Origin of the sequence: Halomonas litopenaei (genome assembly GCF_017303055.1) — a bacterium.
Taxonomy (GTDB): Bacteria; Pseudomonadota; Gammaproteobacteria; order Pseudomonadales; family Halomonadaceae; genus Halomonas; species Halomonas litopenaei_A.
Window position 1 is genome coordinate 169,875 of record NZ_JAEKJT010000010.1, and the last position, 18,650, is coordinate 188,524.

Below are 18,650 nucleotides of genomic sequence, written 5' to 3' on the forward strand. Positions count from 1 at the left end.
GCTGCGCATGACCTTGAGCACGACCCTGCGTTCAGCGCTTTTTGCAGTGCCGACTGTCTTTCATCGTTACGGATTCTCCTATGTCTACGCCGCCCGCCCAGCGCACCACGCTGAACGCCCTCCAGCGCACCATCGAAACCTGGGTTGCCCGCCTGCGTCCCTGGCACTGGGTCTGGCCACCGCTGGCCTTTGCCGCGGGCGTTGCCAGTTTCTTTCTGGTGGAGCGACAGCAGTGGTTGGGTGTCCTGCTCGCCACTGGCATGCTGCTGGCGTGGATTCTGCTGCTGTCAGAGAGCCTGATCGGGAGAATCATGGTGCGGCGGGGCTACCCGTCCCTGCCCCGCGGCGTGACCACCTTTATTGCCCAGATGATTCACCAGGAAACCTTGTTCTTCACGCTTCCCTTCCTGGTCGCCACCACCGTCTGGACCAGCGGTCAGGCCCTGTTCACCTTGTTCATGCTGGCCATGGCTATCCTGTCGATTGTCGATCCCCTGTACTACCGTCTGGCCGCCCGCAAGCGCTGGCTGTATTTCGTCTTCCATGCCCAGTGCGTGTTTCTCGTCGTGCTGGTCACGCTGCCGCTGGTGCTGCACCTGAGTACCGGACAAAGCATGCTGGCGGCAGTGGTCGCCATGCTGCTGTTCAGCCTGCCAAGTCTATTGCATCTCCTGCGGCCACTCAGCCCAAGCCGGTGGCTGGCCATGTTCGCCTTGCTGCCGGTGTTGGCGGGGGCGGCCTGGCTCGGGCGTGTGTGGGTCCCTCCCGCCACGCTTTGGCTGTCTGGAAGCGCGCTCTCCCCCGCCTTCGACGAGGCCAGCCGCACACCTCAGGGCAACATGGCGCTGACCCCGGAGGCACTGACGTCTCGCGGTCTATATGCCTATACCGCGATTCACGCGCCGCGAGGACTCAAGGAAGAGGTCGTGCACGAGTGGCGTCATGAGGGGCAGCTGGTCGACCGCATCGCGCTTGAGATATACGGCGGCCGTGCAGAGGGATATCGCGCCTGGACCCGCAAGCAGAACTTCCCTGACAACGTGACCGGCAGCTGGCGGATCGACGTCATGACCGCCGGGGGACAGCGCATCGGCGTCCTCAGGTTCGAGGTAGCGGATGATCCTGACCAGGCCACCAGGGCAGATGCCACTATCGACACTCAGGTCGGCATGCCAGGGCTGCGCTTGCGGTGGCTGACGGCCGGCCCTGAGGGCCAAGAGGCAGACCGGGAAGAGGAAAAAGAAGACGCTGGTACAGCTCCCGGATTGACGGAAGACCACTCAGGCCGCAGCGAAAGCAGCGAAAGCAGCGAAAGCAGCGAAAGCAGCGAAAGCAGCGAGGATAGTGAAAACACCGCAACCAGTGCGCCAGCCCCCAGCGAGGCCGTGCCACAGTCAACAGCGCAGTAACAGGATCGGTGGATACCTCAATCGGACGATCGAGAAGGTGCATCAGAGGGCAAACCAGGGTGGTGGCTTGCATTCCCGCGCCAGCGTTCGGACAATCGAATCATTTGCAGCCTTGCGATTCTAGGTCGATATGAACGAGAACATTGGATTCCAACTCTCCCGTGCACCGCGCATATGGCGGGCGGTGCTTGATCAACGTCTGGCTCCGCTGGGGCTCACCCAGACCCGTTGGGTGACGCTCTATCATCTCTGGCGCATGCCAGAAGGCCAGCCACAATGCGACCTGGCTCGCGCTATCGGTGTCGAGGCGCCTTCACTGGTACGAACCCTTGACCAACTCTGCGAGCAGGGCCTGGTGGAGCGCTGCCCCTGCGATCAGGACCGCCGCACCAAGCGCGTCCATCTCACGGAGCAGGCAACCCCGCTGCTGGAGAAGATCGACGCCATCGTGCGTGAAGCCAGGGAAGAAATGCTGAAGGGCCTGGATGATGAAGAGCAGGAACGCTTGAGTGACATGCTCAATCGTATCGAAGCCAATGGCCAGGCACTGTTAAGCCCGGAAGACTGCCAAGGCTAAGTGGCGCTGGCTTGGCTTGGCTTGATCAGGTCTGGTCTGGTCTGGTCTGGTCTGGTCTGGTCTGGTCTGGTCTGACCCAGCATCGGCGGCGCGCATCCGCAGAATCGCAAAAGCGCGCCCTCCAAAGCAGAGCGATATACCTTTAGCAGAGCGTCTTATCTTATCCCGCCCCGCGGAGCCTAAGGCGGCGAGCCCGGGACGCTGCCGGCCGGACGATCAGGACGCCCCTGCAGCGCATCTCGGAGTGCCGCTGCTGGCGCCGAGATAGCGCCAAACTCCGGCGCCTCGAGAGACTCCTCCCACCAAAGTGTCAAGGCTTTGTCACAGGATTCCACCACCCAGGCGTCGTCCGGCAGTTGTGACAGCAGCCTCGACAGGCGTGCGCTGATGACAGAGGGCAATGGCTCCAGCGGCTGTACCCTCCAGCGCCAGCCTTCATCGTATTTAAAGTGCTTCAACGACTCGCTGGCCCGAGCCTTGCGCACCAGCACAAAATGCGGTCCCGGGCGCTGAGCAGGATAGGCCCAACGATAGGCCGCCATCTTGTCGACCTCACCATGCAACGGGGGTGCATCCAGCTTGACGCTGGCACCTGCTTCAATGGCAACCTGACGCAGCTGGCTCTGCCGACGCTCCCTGGCGGTGGGCCTGAGCCACATCGCTGGTGCGAAGACCATCCCTACGACACCCAGTATCAGTAGCCACAACATACGGTTTCCTTTGCAAAAACGTTGATCGTCGGCATTGTTTTGACTGCCACGGCGTCCTAGAGTGACATTACGATACCTCTTTTACTTGACCGCCGAGGAGGCGTAGTCCCGTGAGCAATGAATATCGTCATGTGCTGGTGGCAGTGGACCTCACCAAGGACTCTCACAAGATCCTCGAACGAGCCTTGCAGGTCGCTGACCGCAACCACGCCAAGCTATCGATCATGCACACCCTGGAGCCACTGGGCTTTGCCTATGGCGGTGACATTCCCATGGATCTCACCAGCATTCAGGATCAGCTGGATGACCATGCCAAGCAACGTCTGGCGGAGATCGCCGATGCCACGGTCGCCCGGGAAGATCAGCATGTAGTGGTGGGCATGCCAGATACCGAAATTCACCGTTTTGCCGACGAAAACGGCGTAGACCTTATCGTGGTTGGCTCACACGGTCGCCATGGTTTCGCTCTGTTGCTCGGCTCCACCTCTACCGGGGTACTCCATGGAGCCCAGTGCGATGTGCTGGCCGTGCGAGTCGGCAAGGAAAGCGAAGAGTAAGCACACCACCCACCACCCTATCGGGTGTCATGCATCTCCAACGTTGGCGCCGGCTTCATGCCGGCTCCAACGACTGCCTTGGCCACAGCTGGGTTACTCCCCGGACGCCATGGCCTCGAGTTCCATCCAGCGTTCCATGGTCGCGTCCAAAGCATCCTGGGTCTGCTGCAGCAACGCCAGTCGCTCGGCCACCACGCCGGAGGGCTGCTGGTAGAAGTCTGGGCGCCCTGCCTCGCTTTCCAACTCGGCCACTTGGTCTTCCAGCCGCTCAATCTCGGCGGGCAGGCCATCCAGCTCACGCTGCAGCTTGTAGGACAACTTGACCGGCTTGGCCTTGCCTTGCCCGGTCGGCCTGGAGCTACCCGCTGAGGGCGTTCCCCCCGCTGAAGGCTCTTTATCAGCTGAAGGCTCTTTATCCGCTGAAGGCTCCGTATCCGCTGACGGCTCCACCCGCTGACGCGCGGCCCCCTCCCAAGGTGCAGGCGGCAGTTTACCGCCCTGACGCACCCAGTCGGTGTAGCCACCCACATATTCACGCACCTGACCACGCCCCTCGAAGGCCAGTACGCTGGTCACCACATTGTCCATGAAGGCGCGGTCGTGGGACACCAGCAACAAGGTCCCATCGAAGCCCAGCAGCAATTCTTCCAACAGCTCCAGGGTCTCGACATCCAGGTCGTTGGTCGGCTCGTCCAGTACCAGCACATTGGCTGGCTGAGTGAACAGCTTGGCTAACAGCAGTCGATTCGACTCGCCACCCGACAAGGCCTTGACCGGCTGGCGGGCGCGCTCAGGCGAAAACAGGAAATCCTGAAGGTAGCTCATCACATGGCGATCGCGGCCACCCACCGTGACACGATCACTTCCCTGGGCCACGTTATCGTAGACGGTACGCTCCGGCTCGAGCCCGGCTCGCAGTTGGTCGAAATAGGCAACTTGAAGCTTGGTGCCAACCCGCACATTGCCCTCGCTGGGGGTCAGCTCGCCCAGCAGGATCTTCAGTAGCGTGGTCTTTCCCGCGCCATTACGGCCGATCAAGCCGATGCGGTCACCCCGTTGAATCTCGATGCTGAGATCACGGATGACCGTCGCTTCCTCGAAGTGCTGGGTGACGTTCTCCAGTTCGACCACGCGCTTGCCGCTGCGCTCACCGGAGTCGACGGTCAGGTTGGCATTGCCCTGACGCTCCCGTCGCTGACTACGTTCACGGCGCAGCTGCTCAAGGGCCCGCACGCGCCCTTCGTTGCGGGTGCGACGAGCCTTGATACCCTGACGAATCCAGGCCTCTTCCTGGGCCAGCTTCTTGTCGAACTCGGCATTCTCGCGCGCCTCGATCTCGAGCTCGTGCTGCTTCTGCGCCTGGTAGGTGGCGTAGTCGCCGGGGTAGCGGCCCAGCTTGCCCCGGTCCAGCTCAAGAATGCCGGTGGCAAGCCGCGACAGGAAAGCCCGGTCGTGGGTGATAAACAGCACCGCCCCGGCAAACGCCGCCAGCTGCTCTTCCAGCCAGGCAATCGTATCCAGATCCAGGTGGTTGGTCGGCTCATCCAGCAGCAGCAGGTCGGGCTCCGCCACCAGGGCTCGCGCCAGCGCTACCCGCCGCCGCCAACCGCCAGACAGCGACGACATGGCAGCATCTTCGGGCAGGCCAAGACGTGTCAGCACGACGTCGATGCGCTGGTGAAACGACCAGCCATCGATGGCCTCCAGACGGGTCTGCAGCTGCGCCATGCGGTGCATGTCCGGGTCTTCCGACTGCACCAGGTGGTGGTATTCCGACAACAGCCCGCCTGCCTCCGGCAGACCTTGTGCCACAACGTCAAAAATCGTCTCTCCGCTGGCCTCGGGCAGGTCCTGCTCGAGGACACCAATCTTCAAGCCCGGCGCACGCCACACCACACCGCCGTCGGCCTGGTTTTCCCCCGACACCAGGCGCAGCAAGGTCGACTTGCCAGTACCATTGCGGCCTACCAGCGCCAGCCGTTCACCCCACTCCAGGGTCAGGTCCGCACCATCAAGCAACACATGGTGGCCATAGGCCAGTTGCAATTGCTCCAGTCGTAGCAGGGTCACGCTTCACCTCATCGCTTGATCATCGTCATAGTGTACCTCAAGCCCCGGGCTCTCTGGCATGGGCAGCATCTGCCAAGCACTCTCGACCAGGCCGAGGTCCGAGCCACTTGGCGCCAATGGTGGTCACGCCTCGCGACAGGTACAATGCGCCCCCTGCTTCATTCCCCGCCAAGGAGCCCGCCTTGTCAGCCTGCGATGACACTCAGGATGATCTGCTACCTGACGCCCTGCGCTTTCGTTCTCCAACGCCACTGGTCGACATTGGCGCCAACCTTACCCATGAGAGCTTCGCCAAGGACCTCGACGCGACCCTGACAAGAGCCCGCCGTGCCGGCGTCGAGACAATGGTGCTGACAGGTACCGACCTGGCTCACGCACGCCAGGCCGCGGAGCTGGCAAAGCACCATCCGGGCTTATATGCGACGGCAGGGGTGCACCCCCACCACGCGAGCGAATGGTCCACTGAGTTGGAAGCCGCCATGCGCGCTCTTCACCGCCTCCCCGAGGTCGTCGCCGTAGGTGAGTGCGGGCTCGACTTCCATCGCAACTTCTCCACGCCTGCACAGCAGGAGGCTGCCTTCGAGGCGCAGCTAGCATTGTCGGTGGAATCAGGCCTCCCACTCTTTATCCATGAGCGAGACGCGGGTGAGCGGATGCGTGACATCCTGCGGGCATGGCGAGATGATATTCCACGGGCCGTGGTGCACTGCTTTACGGCCGATCGGGACACGCTGCACGGCTACCTCGATCTTGATCTGCATATCGGCCTGACCGGTTGGCTGTGCGATGAGCGCCGTGGCCACCACTTGCGCGACATGGTAGGCGACATTCCCGCCAATCGGCTGATGGTAGAGACCGACTGTCCCTACCTGCTGCCCCGTAACCTGCCAGCCAAGCTCAAGGGACGCCGCCATGAGCCGGCCCTGCTGCCATGGATCGTCCGTGAAATCGCTCATTGGCGTGGCGAAGATGAGGCCACCCTGGCAGCCAGCAGCACCGCCACGGCGAGAACGTTCTTTGACCTCAAGGAGTCCTGACATGGGCGACATGCCTGCCTTTATCGCCGTAGAAACCGGCGGCGACGGTGACCTGCCCCTGGCGATCGCCTGGAGCCTGGATGACGGACGCATCAAGCACACCCTGATTCAGCCCGACGAGGACTGGCTGGACGCAGAGACCGTCTCACTGGGCGACTACAGTCGTGAGGAGCTGGCCAGCATCGGCGTCAGCCCCCTCGACGTCATCCGAGAACTCGAGACCGATCACTTCAACGCGACCTTGCTTACGGCGGGCGTATTTGATGACGAGGCGGCCATTTCTCGCCTGTTCGACACCTACGGGCTGGACCCCTTCGTGGAGCTGGCACCGGCAGAGACCCTGTATCCTGACCTGGACCCCGGTGAGTGGGCGAGAGCGCGTAATGAGCTGTTCGGTGAACTTGGCCTGGAGCCGATGCGCCCCGAGCAGGAGGTCGAAGTCATGCTGCACCTGCATCGCCGTCTCAGCGGCAGCGTCGACGACGAATAAGGCGACTCAGCTGATCACTGGCTCAGGTACAAGCCGCTTGCGGCCACAGCGAATCGCCTCTGCCAGCCCCCTGCCCTCGAGATAGAACGTCTTCAGAGCCGCTTCAAATGCCGCGGCTCTGAGCGGCAACCCATCACGGCAATAGCGCTCGGCGCGGGCAGCCACCCGCCGGGAAAAGGCTTCCCGATCAACCTCGACCTCTCCCAGGTTGTCGACGCTGACATGGAAGCTCAGTCCTGCCGCTCGGCAGAACAAGCTTTCAAGGGCCTGAGGTGCCACCTCGACCTGTTCAAAGGCCTGTTGCTGGTGCTGGTCGCGCCCATCGGGCTCATACCAGTAGCCATAATCCTCGAGCTGTCGCCGCCGGGCCCCGGCGATGCACCAATGGCTGACTTCATGCAGTACGCTGGCAAAAAAGCCGCGGGCAAAGATCACTCTGTGCCAAGGGGTATGCTCATCGGCAGGCAGATACAAGGGCTCATCTCCACCGCGTTCAAGGCGGGTCTGGAAAGACTCTGAAAACAGGCCATCGAACAGAGCGATGACATCTTCAAGGCGGTGCTCCACTGGGGCTCCTTGCAAAGGCGGTGATAGAAGGCTCGTCATGAACGTCCGGCGCTGCACCGGGCGACGGCAATGCCGCCAGGCGTGCAAGAATAACAAGACCCGGGATAACGCCAAAGCCACAGGCTATGGCGATGCTGTGCCAATCCAGCAGCTCGCTTCCACCCAGCTCAACCGTGGAGCGCGGTGCAGACCTTTCACGCCATGCTGACGTCCTCTCGGCCAGCACTATGACCGAGTTCACTAAGGCGACGAAAACCTTCACGTTGTGCCAGCTGTTTTCTCCGTCCTCCTGCTGCCGAGAGCATCCGCGCTGTTGCTACTCATTACTGAGCCAGCTACCTGCAGTAAAGGCGGCTGAATGCAGCTACGGCGAGCTCGCCAAGACACTATCAAAGGTGATATTCGAGCGGGATCGCATCTAAGGCACAGCATGTAAGAAAATAGCACAACCTGTTTAGGCCATTACCCATTCCTTTTGATTTTTTTTGTCCTAGAAACTTGATCCACCCAGCTTTGACTTCGCTCAACTAAAGACACTCTGTTAGCATGGTCTTCGAGACAATCCATCTTCTTCATATTAGGTGTTTTTTCGAAAAAGTAAAAATCAAAAAAGATGACGTCGACCTGCTGAATATTTTCGGCAAGGATAACTACGATAATCATTTTTCGTTAGTTTCTTGAGGCACATGTAGGCTGTTGACCGCTCTCGATATCGACGCTGATGCTCGATATTGCAGAAATCTAAGTATCTAGGATATGCGCATCACACAGTTGGATTACGTAAAAAAGGGAATAGCAGCGACCTCATCGCCATACGGACTAATAAAGAAAAACACTTTCTATATTGTTTTTTGATCTAGCAATGAAAAAAGCCGAAATAAAAAATAGTAACTGCCACATCTCAGAACACGCTCCTCATTCCTAATGGAGAAAAAAATGAACCCATACGAAAATTTACCAGATAATGCCTTCTGGAAAAAAATGGCGGCCGAGAAGTCGATCTTCGATATATCGGAGCTGTGGTCACCAAAGTTCAAGGTTGCTCGTAGACATAAGGTAGTAACTTTTGGATCTTGCTTTGCACAGCATATCGGCAACGCACTAGAGAGCCGGGGTTACCATTGGCTTTCGACAGAAAAACCCCCAGCGCGCCTTTCTGAAGATAACGCAAGAAAATATAACTACAATGTATTTTCAGCAAGAACCGGAAACATTTACACCACTTCACTGCTCAAGCAGTGGGTCGAATGGGCGTTAGAAACAAGAGAGGTACCAGATGAAGTCTGGGAGAAGGATGGTCGCTTTTATGATCCCTTTCGCCCTGTCATCGAGCCGCAGGGTTTCTGTAGTGAAGAAGAGCTGAAGCTTTCTCGACAGCAGGCTATAGCGTCGTTCAAAGAATGCATCGAGACGTCGGATCACTTTGTTTTTACCTTAGGCTTGACCGAGGGATGGTACAATTCGGAGCATGGCTACGAGTATCCGATGTGTCCGGGCACCTCTGCAGGAATGTATCAGGACAATGTCCACGCCTTCAGTAACCAGGTATTCCATGAAGTCCTTAAGCGCCTGAGTGAAGCGATGGAGATGATGCGACATGTCAATCCGTCGCTAAAATTCATACTGACCGTTTCTCCAGTTCCACTAGTGGCCACCCATTCGGGCAACAATGTACTGGTTGCAACGATGGAGTCCAAATCAGTACTTCGCGCTGTCGCGGGACAATTAGCTAGAACTCGCCCCTATGTCGACTATTTCCCTTCTTACGAAATCATCAATAGCCCAGTATTCAAGGGTGTATTTTTCGAGCCGAATCAAAGAAATGTTAATCCCGCAGGCGTCCGATTTGTCATGGACCACTTTTTTCAATGCCAACAGGAAAAATTCGGTGCGGAGTCACCCGTCACGAAAAGAAGCGTGAAAGATAGTGGCATAGACAGCAGTGAGCTCGTGTGTGAAGAAGAGATACTCGAAGCCTTTGGAGGCGATATATGAAAAGAAAGATCTGCGTTATAGGCAATAGCCACGTCGGCGCCTTGAAGACAGCTTGGGACCTGATGCCAGAGTGGCATAGCGAAAACGAACTCGTCTTTTTTGCCGCGAGAGCCAATGGAATGAGTGACCTTCATCTTGAGGGCAAACATCTTATCCCTCGTTCATTGAAGCTGGAGGAGTCAATAAGATTTACATCAGGAGGACTGAGTAATATTGATGTCTCAGACTATGACATCTTCTTAATCTACGGACTTCAGATGGAGGCTTTTTTTATTGAGCAGGACACTTTCTTTTCAGCGGCAGTGGTCAGGCAATCTGTAATAGACAGTGTCAGCAACACTCTTTCCCTACACATCTTGAAACAAATAAGAAGTGTGACGGACAGCGGCATATATATTGGACACTGCCCTTTACCTGAATTGCAAAGTGTCGAAGAGGAAGTATATTCTACAGAGGACTATATTTCCGGCGTAGAAGTGATGAATGATGAGGTGTTCAAATCGTTCCGCGCGAAGTTGATCCCACAGCCCGTCGCTACGATCGTCAATGGAGCCTTTACCAAACCAGAGTTCTCGAAGGGCAGTAAAAGGCTATCTGTGGGTGATGACCGGGATGAGCAGGAGCATCCGGAGCACAATAGGAAGCACATGAACGACGCGTTTGGCAGAGAGTGGCTATCACATTTTTTTGAGCAGGCCTCAGCAGGATCGTCATATTGATAAGGGTAAGCGCGATGGAGTGCGGAAATCTCGTCACACCCGCTGGCTGGATAGATCCTGCTCTATCTGCCTGCGGATGGACACTACGACCAGTCTGCTGACCGGCGTCATCAGGGCGTGGCCCCCAGCCGGTGCGCTGGCGATTGCAGGCTGAGTTTTACCTCAGCCTGCAATTACCGCGAGAACTGACCGTTCAGAGAGGCTTCGCTAGAGGCGGATACCAGTGCCGCTATCTGCCATCTAGTCGACACTGTCGAGGTCATGGACGGTTGGCGTGCGGCTGCCTGTACGCCGCCTTCGGCTCGCACCGAGGTTTGGCCAGGGGATAATGACCAACATTTGATACCTGCTGGATGAACGAGCACCTGCCACGTAAGGCTGCGCTGAGAAATGGTGCAGAGGCATACCGTCTTTTCCATTGATGCTCGCAGCCAACGCCGCTGACAGGCGCCAGAATGGTGCATCGCTGATACACTCACACCATCTCCTATCGGCCGACAGCGCAGGATGCGGATAGCCAGGGCATGACGCCCGTTACCTTTTGCATGGAGCCTTAGATCGTGCGCCCTTTTCCCACTGGCCTTGGCGCCACGAGCCGGCGAGAAAGCTGGCCGCTTATTCGTCTTGCCCTTCCCATCTGCGGTGCTCAGCTGGCCCAGGCCGGAATGAGCGTGGTCGATATCATGATGACAGGCCGCCAGAGTGCTACCGACCTGGCGGCGGTGTCGGTGGGCGCCAGCCTGTGGATGCCACTGATGCTGTTCATGACAGGCACCCTGATGGGGCTGACGCCGATCGTCGCGCAGCTGATGGGAGGAGGACGTCAGGGCGGTATCCGGGCCAACGTTCATCAGGCCATGTGGGTAGGGCTGGGCCTTGGACTGATCTCGGCGTTGCTGCTGAACCTGGCAGTGGCGCCCGTGTTCCATTGGATGGCAGTGCCTCCTGCGGTTGCCGAACGCGCCGCTGACTACGTCGGAGCCGTGGCATACGGTATGCCCGCCGTGGCCATCTTTCTGGCCCTCCGGGCCTTTTCAGACGGAATGAACCATACCCGACCCGCACTGTGGATCAGCCTGATTGGATTGGCCGTCAATATTCCCAGCAACTATGTGTTGATCTACGGCGGAGAAGGCCTGGTGCAGCTGTTGGGTCCGGCAACGCCAGACTGGCTAGCGACCTTGCCTGCTCTCGGTGCTCATGGTTGCGGCATTGCCACTGCCATTGCCATGTGGGTCATGACGCTGGCCATGGTTCGCTATACCCAGAAAAGTCGGGCCTATGGCAGTGTTGAGCTATGGCGCCAGCCAAGCCGGCCAGACCTGAAGTCGATGGCTGAGCTGCTTTATGTTGGGGTGCCCATTGGGGTCGCGATCTTTGTCGAGGTGACGCTTTTCACGCTGATTGCCTTGTTCGTCGCAAGCCTTGGAGAAATCGTGGTGGCAGCTCACCAGGTGGCGCTCAACTTCACTTCACTGCTGTTCATGCTGCCGCTTTCGTTGGGAATGGCGCTGACTGTTCGTGTCGGCAATGCCCTGGGAAGCGGCGATGCCCGTCTGGCCCGACTGGTCGCCTGGAATGGCATCCTGATCGCACTGCTGGTGGCGCTGTTCAACAGTGCCGTCCTGTGGCTGTCCGCCGATCTGGTGGTCGGCCTGTATACCCACAACACCCAAGTACAGGCCCTGACGCTGTCACTGGTGGGCCTGGCCATGCTGTACCAGGTATCCGACTCGCTGCAGGTTGCCCTGGCCGGTGCCTTGCGAGGCTACAAGGACACCAGAGTCATCATGTTCATCACCTTGCTGGCATACTGGCTGGTCGGGCTGGGCGGTGGCCACCTGCTCGGCCGCTACGGTCTAGGAACCTGGCTGCCCCCCCTGGGCGTCCATGGCTACTGGATCGGATTGATTGCCGGATTGACCGTGGCGGCGTTGCTGCTAGGGGAACGTTTTCGCGTTAAGGCCAGACAGGTGGCCCGCGCCAATATCGACATCGCCCCATGAAGGCATGCCGCCTGTTCGCCCTGCTGGCGGGGCTCGCTGTGTTGCTCTGTGGGTGCGGGCCGTCGTCCCTGGAGCGTGAGCTCATCGCCTATCAGCACGAGCTTGCCGACGCCACTGGGTTATCACCGCCAGAAACCAGCGATGTGCCGAATATCGGTGATTTCCCCGAGCGCCGGTCACTGACGCTGGAGATTCCTGAGGTCCGCGAAGGCCTGCTTGACGTTTTCGCCTTGCGTAGCTGTCACATCGCCAACCTGGTGGCCCAGCGCAACAACCAGCTTGGAAAGACCGCAGCACCGAGCCAGCACTGGCTCTACGAATTGCAGCTGTGGCGACGGCTTGACCATTGCATGAATAACCCTGCCGTCGACTCGCTCAGCCCGGAAGATCGCGAGCGCCTGGCCAGGCTGACCGAGACCAAGACCCGCCAGCTTCCCTTGGCCAGCTACAACGCCTTGGTCGCCTCTTCAGAGTGGGCAGGCAGTTTTTCACGCGCCAGTGCTGTACTGGACATTGACGAACTGACCGCCGTGGATGCTCAGCTACCCGCCTTGACCTACCTGACCCAGGCCGTAGATCGACAGTTCGACCATCAGTGGCAGCCAGACTCAGGCAAACTCGAGCAGGCGCTGAAAGTGCTCCGTGATCGTCCACTCAGCGCCGAACTCATGCGCACACTCCAGCTCGCCACGCTGCGGCTGAAAGAGGCCAACGGCCTGCTGGAAAGCGCGCTGGGCAACACCAGTCTGCCGCCCCAGGCGAGCTGTCCGCTGGCTGAGAAAACGCCCTCGGCGGATCTCCTGCTTCGACAGATGGAGCGTCTGCTACGTCAATCGCGACGCTGGTTTAGCGCCATGGACCAGCTCCTGGATGCCCACCTAGAGGGCGCAGCCGAACTCCAGCGCTACCGCAGCCAGTGGCTCTCGCCCAGCGGCGCTGACACTCCGCTGGTGCGTTTCCGCGAGGTCTTGGACCACCACAGGCTACTGCGCCAGCAATGGGATCAACGCTGTGTGGGCGACAGGGACTTACGCTAGTCGATCAGTCTGTGCTATTGATGAGAACAGGGACGTAGAGCGCAGCGTCCGGCCTTCGCCGAGATGCACAGCCGTTAGCAAGCAGCCGCTGGAGGGAGATCATGGGCATTCCACTATCACCCCGCCCCGCTCGGGTCATCGACCTGGAAAGCATGCGCCAACGCCAACAGGCGCGTCGACGCCTGGTCAGGCTGGCGCCGGAGCTAGACGGTCTGGAAATGGTGTATCGGCTCGATGCACATCCTGACACCCTCTATGGCATGCCTATCCTCGCTTGGGGAATGCGAGAGAACGGCGACATTGTGGGCCTGGTACCCTGGATGGAGTCACTGACTCCCTGCGAACAGCTTGATGATCCAGACCATGGACACTTCGTCGGTTACCGGGATCCCGAAACGGAAGAGCTGTTCGATCAGCCACCGGAACACAAGGAGATGGAGCTTGCTCACGCGGCTGCCTACTTCGAATACGAAGACACCAGCGACACCACGCTCATCCAAACGCTACCTGACCACCAGGGAACCCATGCGCTGTGCATGGACGATGAGGGCGAGCCTTGGCAGCTCAAGCAGGTCTTTGGCTGGCGCCTGTACAGTGACGGCACCATTGAAGCCTTGCTGGCTGACGAAGAACTGATTGAATCCGTACCCGTTCTGCCGGGCGACGCCTGCCTGTATCCCGGCCATAGCCGCCACAAGGTGGTCTACTTCTTCCAGCGCCAGATTGCCAACCGCATCCGTCAGGAAGACCCGGCAACGCTCGAGGCTCTGGCCATGATGGTCATGCCGGACGACGAGGATGACGTCGAATAAAGGCCCCATGCCCAGCACGGGGCGTCACCGTCGACGCCCCCTTCAAACAAGCGCGATGTCACAGGCCGGCGGAGCTGTCACCCAAGGCGAATAAAGTACCAGTGAGTGCCATCTTCCAGCGTGTGATGCTGCTGCAGATCGTGACCGAGAAACTGGCAAAACTTGGGCACATCACGCGTGGTGGCAGGATCCGTCGCAATCACCTTGAGCACCTCGCCGGTCGTCATGTCACGCACCGCATTGTGCATCATCATGATGGGTTCGGGGCAAAACAGACCACTAGTATCCAGCTCCTTGTCGCTGGCGGGCAGGGCATCTACAGAATCCACCATCACTACCTCTGGGTTGGAGTAAAAGCATGATCAAGATCATCATCGAGCGACGTGTCATGCCGGGGTTGGAAGAAGAGTACGAACAAGCCGCCCGAGAAGCCATGCGCCAGTCACTTGGCGCCGATGGTTTCTTTGGGGGCGAAAGCCTCGTCGAACAAGGACGCTCGGACCGCCGACTGATGATTACCAAGTGGCGCGACCTGCGCGCCTGGAAAGCATGGTACACCAGCGAAGCCAGAGAACGCGTCATGCAACAGGTACACCCCCTGCTCACCGAGGCCGAGACCGTCAGAATCTTCGAGCCTGCCTACTAATCTTTATCGAGTTGACCTTCACAGACCAGGCCTGAAAAGACCAGGCCTTCCTGTTCCAAGCCTTCACAGCACTGGCCTGCATGGACGACCGGCGTCGCCGCGGTATCGACGAGGCATTCAAGCGGCGCGCCACCAAGAGCTACGTCTACGCAGGTATCTCAGCCGTACTGTTCTAAGCGATACGAACGTAGACCGTGACTTCTTCCCTGTCATGGTAGAGGTGGCGGCAACGTATCTCGGCCTTCACACCGGTCTCGTCAAGCTGATCGGCCAGGGTCGCCAGGCACAGCGATACCTCCTCCCAACGTTTTTTCATTGGCAGCTTGAGGTTGAAGACAGCTTCTCGACACCAGCGGTTTACAAGCCAGCGTTGCACCATGGCAATGACGCGGGTCGGCTTGTCGACGATGTCGCATACCAGCCAATCCAGGCGCATCGGCGGCTGCCACACGAAGCCGTCCTCTCGTAGATGCTCGACCATCCCAGACGCCATCAGTGTGTTATCCATCGGGCCATTGTCGATGGCATACACCTGCATCCCACGCTGTACGAGTTGCCAGGTCCAGCCACCGGGCGCCGCACCGAGATCAGCAGCCTGCATCCCCTCCCCCAGACGCTCATCCCACTCATCTCTTGGGACAAATTCGTGCCACGCTTCCTCGAGCTTCAAGGTCGAGCGGCTCGGAGCAGCATGAGGAAAACGTAGCCTTCGAATGCCTCCAGGGAACTCGCTTCGATTACCCGGAAAACTCATGGCCAGCTGCACGCGGTCACCGTCTCTCCAGACCAGGTGGAGGCGCCGCCCCCCCGCCTTGCGCCTCAGAGCACCACGCTTCTTCAAGCGCATCGTCAGGGGCCGCTCAAGCGCCTTGAGCAGGCTACTCAGTGCCTTGGCTTCATTGGTATCAGGCGTCTCCTGCCAGATGGACTCGAAACTCCAACCACAGGCTTTCAACTGCTCGAGGATGGCCGTCAGCCGGTCATCCCTGGACAATCTCAGCTCCGGCAACGCCAACAGCGACTGCCTGGCAAACACCAGCTCATCAAACCGCAGCGACCGATGCAGGTCATTGGCCGGGTATCCGTCCGCCATGACGACCCTGACAAGCCCCTCCTCCATCAATGGCTCGACGCTTGCCACCGTGGCATCGCGCCCGAGTCGGTCAGTCAGTTCGGCACACAGGTCAGGTTCAAAGCCTGGACGGCAGAAAAGCAGTATTTGGTCAGGCGTCATGAGTAAAGGTTCTCTTTCTCCAGGCAAGATCCGCCCGCCCCTTGGCGGACAGCTCGATATCCTTGAGCTGCACATTCAGCGCATTGGTGGAAATCACGACTTCCCACAGGGAAAACACCAGCGAAATCGATAGCGACACAAGGCTAATGCCGAACAGCAGCATTCCCAGCGGTGTCCAGCTGAGAAACAAGGCAAACATGGACAGGGTGCACAGCAGAAAGCTGAACACACCAGCTATCTGCATGCGCTTGGTCAACGAGATGCGCCGGCGCAACAGGCGAATCTGCGTGATGTGATCATCTTCACCGTCCTTCACCTGTTCCGCCAGCTTGCGTATCAATCCCGCCAGGGTCAAAAAGCGGTTGGTATACGCCAGCAGCAAGAGAGATATCGCAGGAAACAACAAGGCCGGCGTGGTCAGGTTCACGGTGAGCTCCAGAGCGTCGACGAAAGTCGATTATGGTAGCAGTCGGCACGCCCAACGACGAGCCATCTTGCACGTTCCACGCCCCCTGATACATGGCCAAACGAAACGGCCCCCGACTCACGTCGAGGGCCGTTTCCGGATACCACAAGTAGCGTCAGGCGACTTACCGAATACCTTGCTCTCGGGCCATTTCCAGCGCAGCACGCGGCGCCGTCCACAGGGTCGGCAGGAGTACCAGCGAGACGGGAATGGCAGTGATCACGATAAACTGCTGCAGGGCACTGATCTGACCGGCTCCCATGCGCAGAAGAATCGCTGCCATCAGCGCCATGGCGATACCCCAGAAGGCACGGACCATGGGGTTTGGCTCGTCATGACCGGCTCCCACGACCGAGATGGCGTAACTCATAGAGTCACCAGTGGTCGCAACGAAGATAGTGGTCAACAGCAGGATCGCCAGCGCCATTAGCGTGCCACCCGGCAGTGCCTGAGCCACGGTCAGCGTCGCGACATCGAACTGAAAGTTGTTCAGCGCCTCGGTCAGGTCAATCGCTCCAGACAGCTGGTAGTAGATCCCGGAGCCGCCCAGCAGGGTGAACCACACCATGGTAGCCACCGGAGCCATGACCGCCACGGCCAGAATCATCTGCCGAATCGTCCTACCGCGGGAGATCCGTGCGACGAAGATCGCCATCAAGGGCCCGTAGCCGATAAACCAGGCAAAGAAGAACACCGTCCACCACTGCATCCACCAGTCAGGGGCGGTTTGGGTGGTCATCGTGGCCATCTCGAAGAAGGATCCCAGATAGCGACCCAACCCCTGAGTGAAAGCATCGGTCAGGAACAGCGTCGGCCCGAACAGGAAGATCGCCACTGCTATCGCCAGCGCCAGGAAGACGTTGAACCGGCTCAGCACCTGGATACCCTTGTGAATCCCGGTAACCGCCGATGTCACATAGACTGCCCCCAGGCCTGCCAGCACCATCAGCTGGGTGCCATAACCTTCACTGAAGCCGAACAGCTCGTGCAGGCCGAAGCTGACCTGAGTCGCGAGGAAGCCGATGGGGCCTACCGTGCCGGCAACCACCGCAATCACACAGAGTGCGTCAACCAGACCACCCAGGGGCCCCTGCATGGCTCGTTCGCCCAGGACTGGCGTCAACAGCGTTCGTGGCTGAAGGGGTAGTCCCTTGACGTAGTGGGCATGGGCCAGCACGACGGATGCCAGAGTGCCCAGCACTGCCCACGCCAGCAGCCCCCAGTGCATGAAAGACTGGGCGAGCGCACCTGCAATAGCGTCGACAGTTCCTGCTTCAGTATCGAAGGCCGGCGGTGTCACAACAAAGTGATAGACCGGCTCGCCGGCAGCAAAAAACACACCGCCCCCAGCCAGCAAAGTGCACATGATCATCGACAGCCACTTGAAGGTGCTGATCTCAGGTGCATCCAGGTTGCCGATCCGCGCCTTTGCGCTCGGACTGACCGCAATGCCGATGGCAATGAAGAATGTCGCCAGCAGGAGCAGCTGGAAGTAACTGCCCAGGGTCTTGGCTGTCCAGGCAAAGCCCGTCGAGATGCCATTGGCGACCATCTCAATGTCGTACAGCGACAAGGCAACGAAGCCCAGGATAAATCCCACACTTAGGATGAGAACGATGGGGTCGCCCAGCCGGGCGCTTGAAGACTTCCGCGTATCGGTGCTAGCGGTGGAATGACTCATGTCGTAGGTAGCGACAGACGACGAGGCGTCGGGCTGTCGGACTCTCCTTTCGGGAAAGATGAATGGCGCCCTGATGGGCATGAAGGAAGCACGGAGGATTCCGCGATTTCATGGCAGCTCTGTGGCTGAAGGGAAAGGATTCACCGCGCCTCATGCGCGGATCACATCCGGCGACACACCTGTAACGAGGTTCCAAGCGTGTCGTAAAAAGCATGACAATGTCGACGTCGCATGACCACCCTCTGAAAAGCGCGATGGTTCAACGCTTGAGTCTTTCTCCGGTCATGCCAGCATGCCACTGGCGGGGGATACGAACTCCGGGCGTCACATAAACAACAGCGCCCTTGCACGGAGATGAGTCACCCTGGAGCTTTTTGCAAGGGGTGGCGAACGCCACGAGCCCGCCCTTGAGGAGAGCCAGGCCGGACCGCACGCAATGCGGCCCCACACATAAAAAGTGGGGTCGACCCATGCGTACGAAAAAGCCCAACTCCTTTCGGAATTGGGCTTCTTCTGAATAAATGCCTGACGATGACCTACTCTCGCATGGGGAGACCCCACACTACCATCGGCGCTGAGCGGTTTCACTTCTGAGTTCGGCAAGGGATCAGGTGGTTCCCACTCGCTATGGTCGTCA

18 protein-coding genes, 1 rRNA gene and 2 pseudogenes are annotated in these 18,650 nt (G+C 59.1%); 11 read left to right on the top strand and 10 right to left on the bottom strand.

What is annotated here, in order from left to right; genetic code table 11:
* Positions 1-80 precede the first annotated feature (80 nt).
* Complete coding sequence (locus JF545_RS18420; RefSeq protein ID WP_206944475.1) at positions 81-1,409, top strand: DUF5924 family protein; 1,329 nt, start codon at positions 81-83, stop codon at positions 1,407-1,409.
* Between the two features lie 130 nt (positions 1,410-1,539).
* Positions 1,540-1,986, top strand: a complete 447-nt coding sequence (gene slyA / locus JF545_RS18425) for a transcriptional regulator SlyA (protein ID WP_206944476.1) — start codon at positions 1,540-1,542, stop codon at positions 1,984-1,986.
* Between the two features lie 179 nt (positions 1,987-2,165).
* Here the strand turns inward: slyA and JF545_RS18430 are convergent, their stop codons facing one another.
* Positions 2,166-2,696, bottom strand: coding sequence for a preprotein translocase subunit YajC (locus tag JF545_RS18430; protein WP_206944478.1), 531 nt, complete (start codon positions 2,694-2,696; stop codon positions 2,166-2,168).
* Between the two features lie 110 nt (positions 2,697-2,806).
* On the opposite strand from JF545_RS18430, the gene JF545_RS18435 reads away from it, so the two are divergent.
* Positions 2,807-3,253 (top strand): universal stress protein, encoded by a 447-nt coding sequence (locus JF545_RS18435; RefSeq protein WP_206944481.1) that lies wholly within the window; start codon positions 2,807-2,809, stop codon positions 3,251-3,253.
* A gap of 93 nt (positions 3,254-3,346) precedes the next feature.
* Here JF545_RS18435 and JF545_RS20235 read toward each other — a convergent pair whose 3' ends face one another.
* The 3 genes and pseudogenes from JF545_RS20235 to JF545_RS20245 form a co-directional block, all read right to left on the bottom strand.
* On the bottom strand, positions 3,347-3,841 hold the full coding sequence (locus JF545_RS20235; protein ID WP_431606269.1) for a hypothetical protein: 495 nt from the start codon (positions 3,839-3,841) through the stop codon (positions 3,347-3,349).
* A gap of 150 nt (positions 3,842-3,991) precedes the next feature.
* Positions 3,992-4,309 (bottom strand): annotated as a pseudogene (locus JF545_RS20240) (ATP-binding cassette domain-containing protein); the annotation flags it as partial.
* A 192-nt stretch (positions 4,310-4,501) separates the two neighbouring features.
* A pseudogene (locus JF545_RS20245) lies at positions 4,502-5,323 on the bottom strand (ABC-F family ATP-binding cassette domain-containing protein); the annotation flags it as partial.
* A gap of 182 nt (positions 5,324-5,505) precedes the next feature.
* On the opposite strand from JF545_RS20245, the gene JF545_RS18445 reads away from it, so the two are divergent.
* On the top strand, positions 5,506-6,360 hold the full coding sequence (locus JF545_RS18445) for a TatD family hydrolase (protein WP_242520956.1): 855 nt from the start codon (positions 5,506-5,508) through the stop codon (positions 6,358-6,360).
* Position 6,361: 1 nt separating this feature from the next.
* Entirely contained in the window at positions 6,362-6,850 is a 489-nt protein-coding gene (locus JF545_RS18450) for a hypothetical protein (RefSeq protein ID WP_206944485.1), read from the top strand.
* Between the two features lie 6 nt (positions 6,851-6,856).
* Here the strand turns inward: JF545_RS18450 and JF545_RS18455 are convergent, their stop codons facing one another.
* Positions 6,857-7,417: an elongation factor P hydroxylase gene (locus JF545_RS18455; protein WP_315900690.1), complete on the bottom strand. Its 561-nt coding sequence runs from the start codon at positions 7,415-7,417 to the stop codon at positions 6,857-6,859.
* A 936-nt stretch (positions 7,418-8,353) separates the two neighbouring features.
* Here JF545_RS18455 and JF545_RS18460 point away from each other — a divergent pair.
* From JF545_RS18460 to JF545_RS18480, 5 genes are all read left to right on the top strand, one after another.
* Positions 8,354-9,412, top strand: coding sequence for a GSCFA domain-containing protein (locus tag JF545_RS18460; RefSeq protein ID WP_206944489.1), 1,059 nt, complete (start codon positions 8,354-8,356; stop codon positions 9,410-9,412).
* Positions 9,409-10,131, top strand: coding sequence for a hypothetical protein (locus JF545_RS18465; protein WP_206944491.1), 723 nt, complete (start codon positions 9,409-9,411; stop codon positions 10,129-10,131). The genes JF545_RS18460 and JF545_RS18465 overlap by 4 nt, the downstream gene beginning before the upstream one ends.
* A 560-nt stretch (positions 10,132-10,691) precedes the next feature.
* Positions 10,692-12,137, top strand: coding sequence for an MATE family efflux transporter (locus tag JF545_RS18470; RefSeq protein ID WP_315900689.1), 1,446 nt, complete (start codon positions 10,692-10,694; stop codon positions 12,135-12,137).
* Positions 12,134-13,174 (top strand): DUF3080 family protein, encoded by a 1,041-nt coding sequence (locus JF545_RS18475; protein ID WP_206944493.1) that lies wholly within the window; start codon positions 12,134-12,136, stop codon positions 13,172-13,174. The genes JF545_RS18470 and JF545_RS18475 overlap by 4 nt, the downstream gene beginning before the upstream one ends.
* A gap of 101 nt (positions 13,175-13,275) precedes the next feature.
* Entirely contained in the window at positions 13,276-13,986 is a 711-nt protein-coding gene (locus JF545_RS18480) for a hypothetical protein (RefSeq protein ID WP_206944495.1), read from the top strand.
* A 77-nt stretch (positions 13,987-14,063) separates the two neighbouring features.
* Here JF545_RS18480 and tusA read toward each other — a convergent pair whose 3' ends face one another.
* Entirely contained in the window at positions 14,064-14,318 is a 255-nt protein-coding gene (tusA, locus tag JF545_RS18485) for a sulfurtransferase TusA (RefSeq protein ID WP_206944497.1), read from the bottom strand.
* A 26-nt stretch (positions 14,319-14,344) separates the two neighbouring features.
* Between tusA and JF545_RS18490 the strand changes: the two genes are divergently transcribed.
* Complete coding sequence (locus JF545_RS18490; RefSeq protein ID WP_206944499.1) at positions 14,345-14,632, top strand: antibiotic biosynthesis monooxygenase family protein; 288 nt, start codon at positions 14,345-14,347, stop codon at positions 14,630-14,632.
* Positions 14,633-14,804: 172 nt separating this feature from the next.
* On the opposite strand, the gene rlmM is transcribed toward JF545_RS18490, so the two are convergent.
* From rlmM to rrf, 4 genes are all read right to left on the bottom strand, one after another.
* The gene (gene rlmM / locus JF545_RS18495; RefSeq protein WP_206944501.1) at positions 14,805-15,866 is read right to left on the bottom strand and encodes a 23S rRNA (cytidine(2498)-2'-O)-methyltransferase RlmM; all 1,062 of its coding nucleotides are present in this window, start codon (positions 15,864-15,866) and stop codon (positions 14,805-14,807) included.
* A complete protein-coding gene (locus JF545_RS18500) occupies positions 15,856-16,293 on the bottom strand; it encodes a DUF2721 domain-containing protein (RefSeq protein WP_206944502.1) in 438 nt (145 codons plus the stop codon). Before JF545_RS18500 ends, rlmM begins: the two co-directional genes overlap by 11 nt.
* Positions 16,294-16,456: 163 nt before the next feature.
* Complete coding sequence (locus JF545_RS18505; RefSeq protein ID WP_206944504.1) at positions 16,457-18,013, bottom strand: BCCT family transporter; 1,557 nt, start codon at positions 18,011-18,013, stop codon at positions 16,457-16,459.
* Positions 18,014-18,536: 523 nt separating this feature from the next.
* A 5S ribosomal RNA gene (gene rrf / locus JF545_RS18510) occupies positions 18,537-18,650 on the bottom strand; the annotation flags it as partial.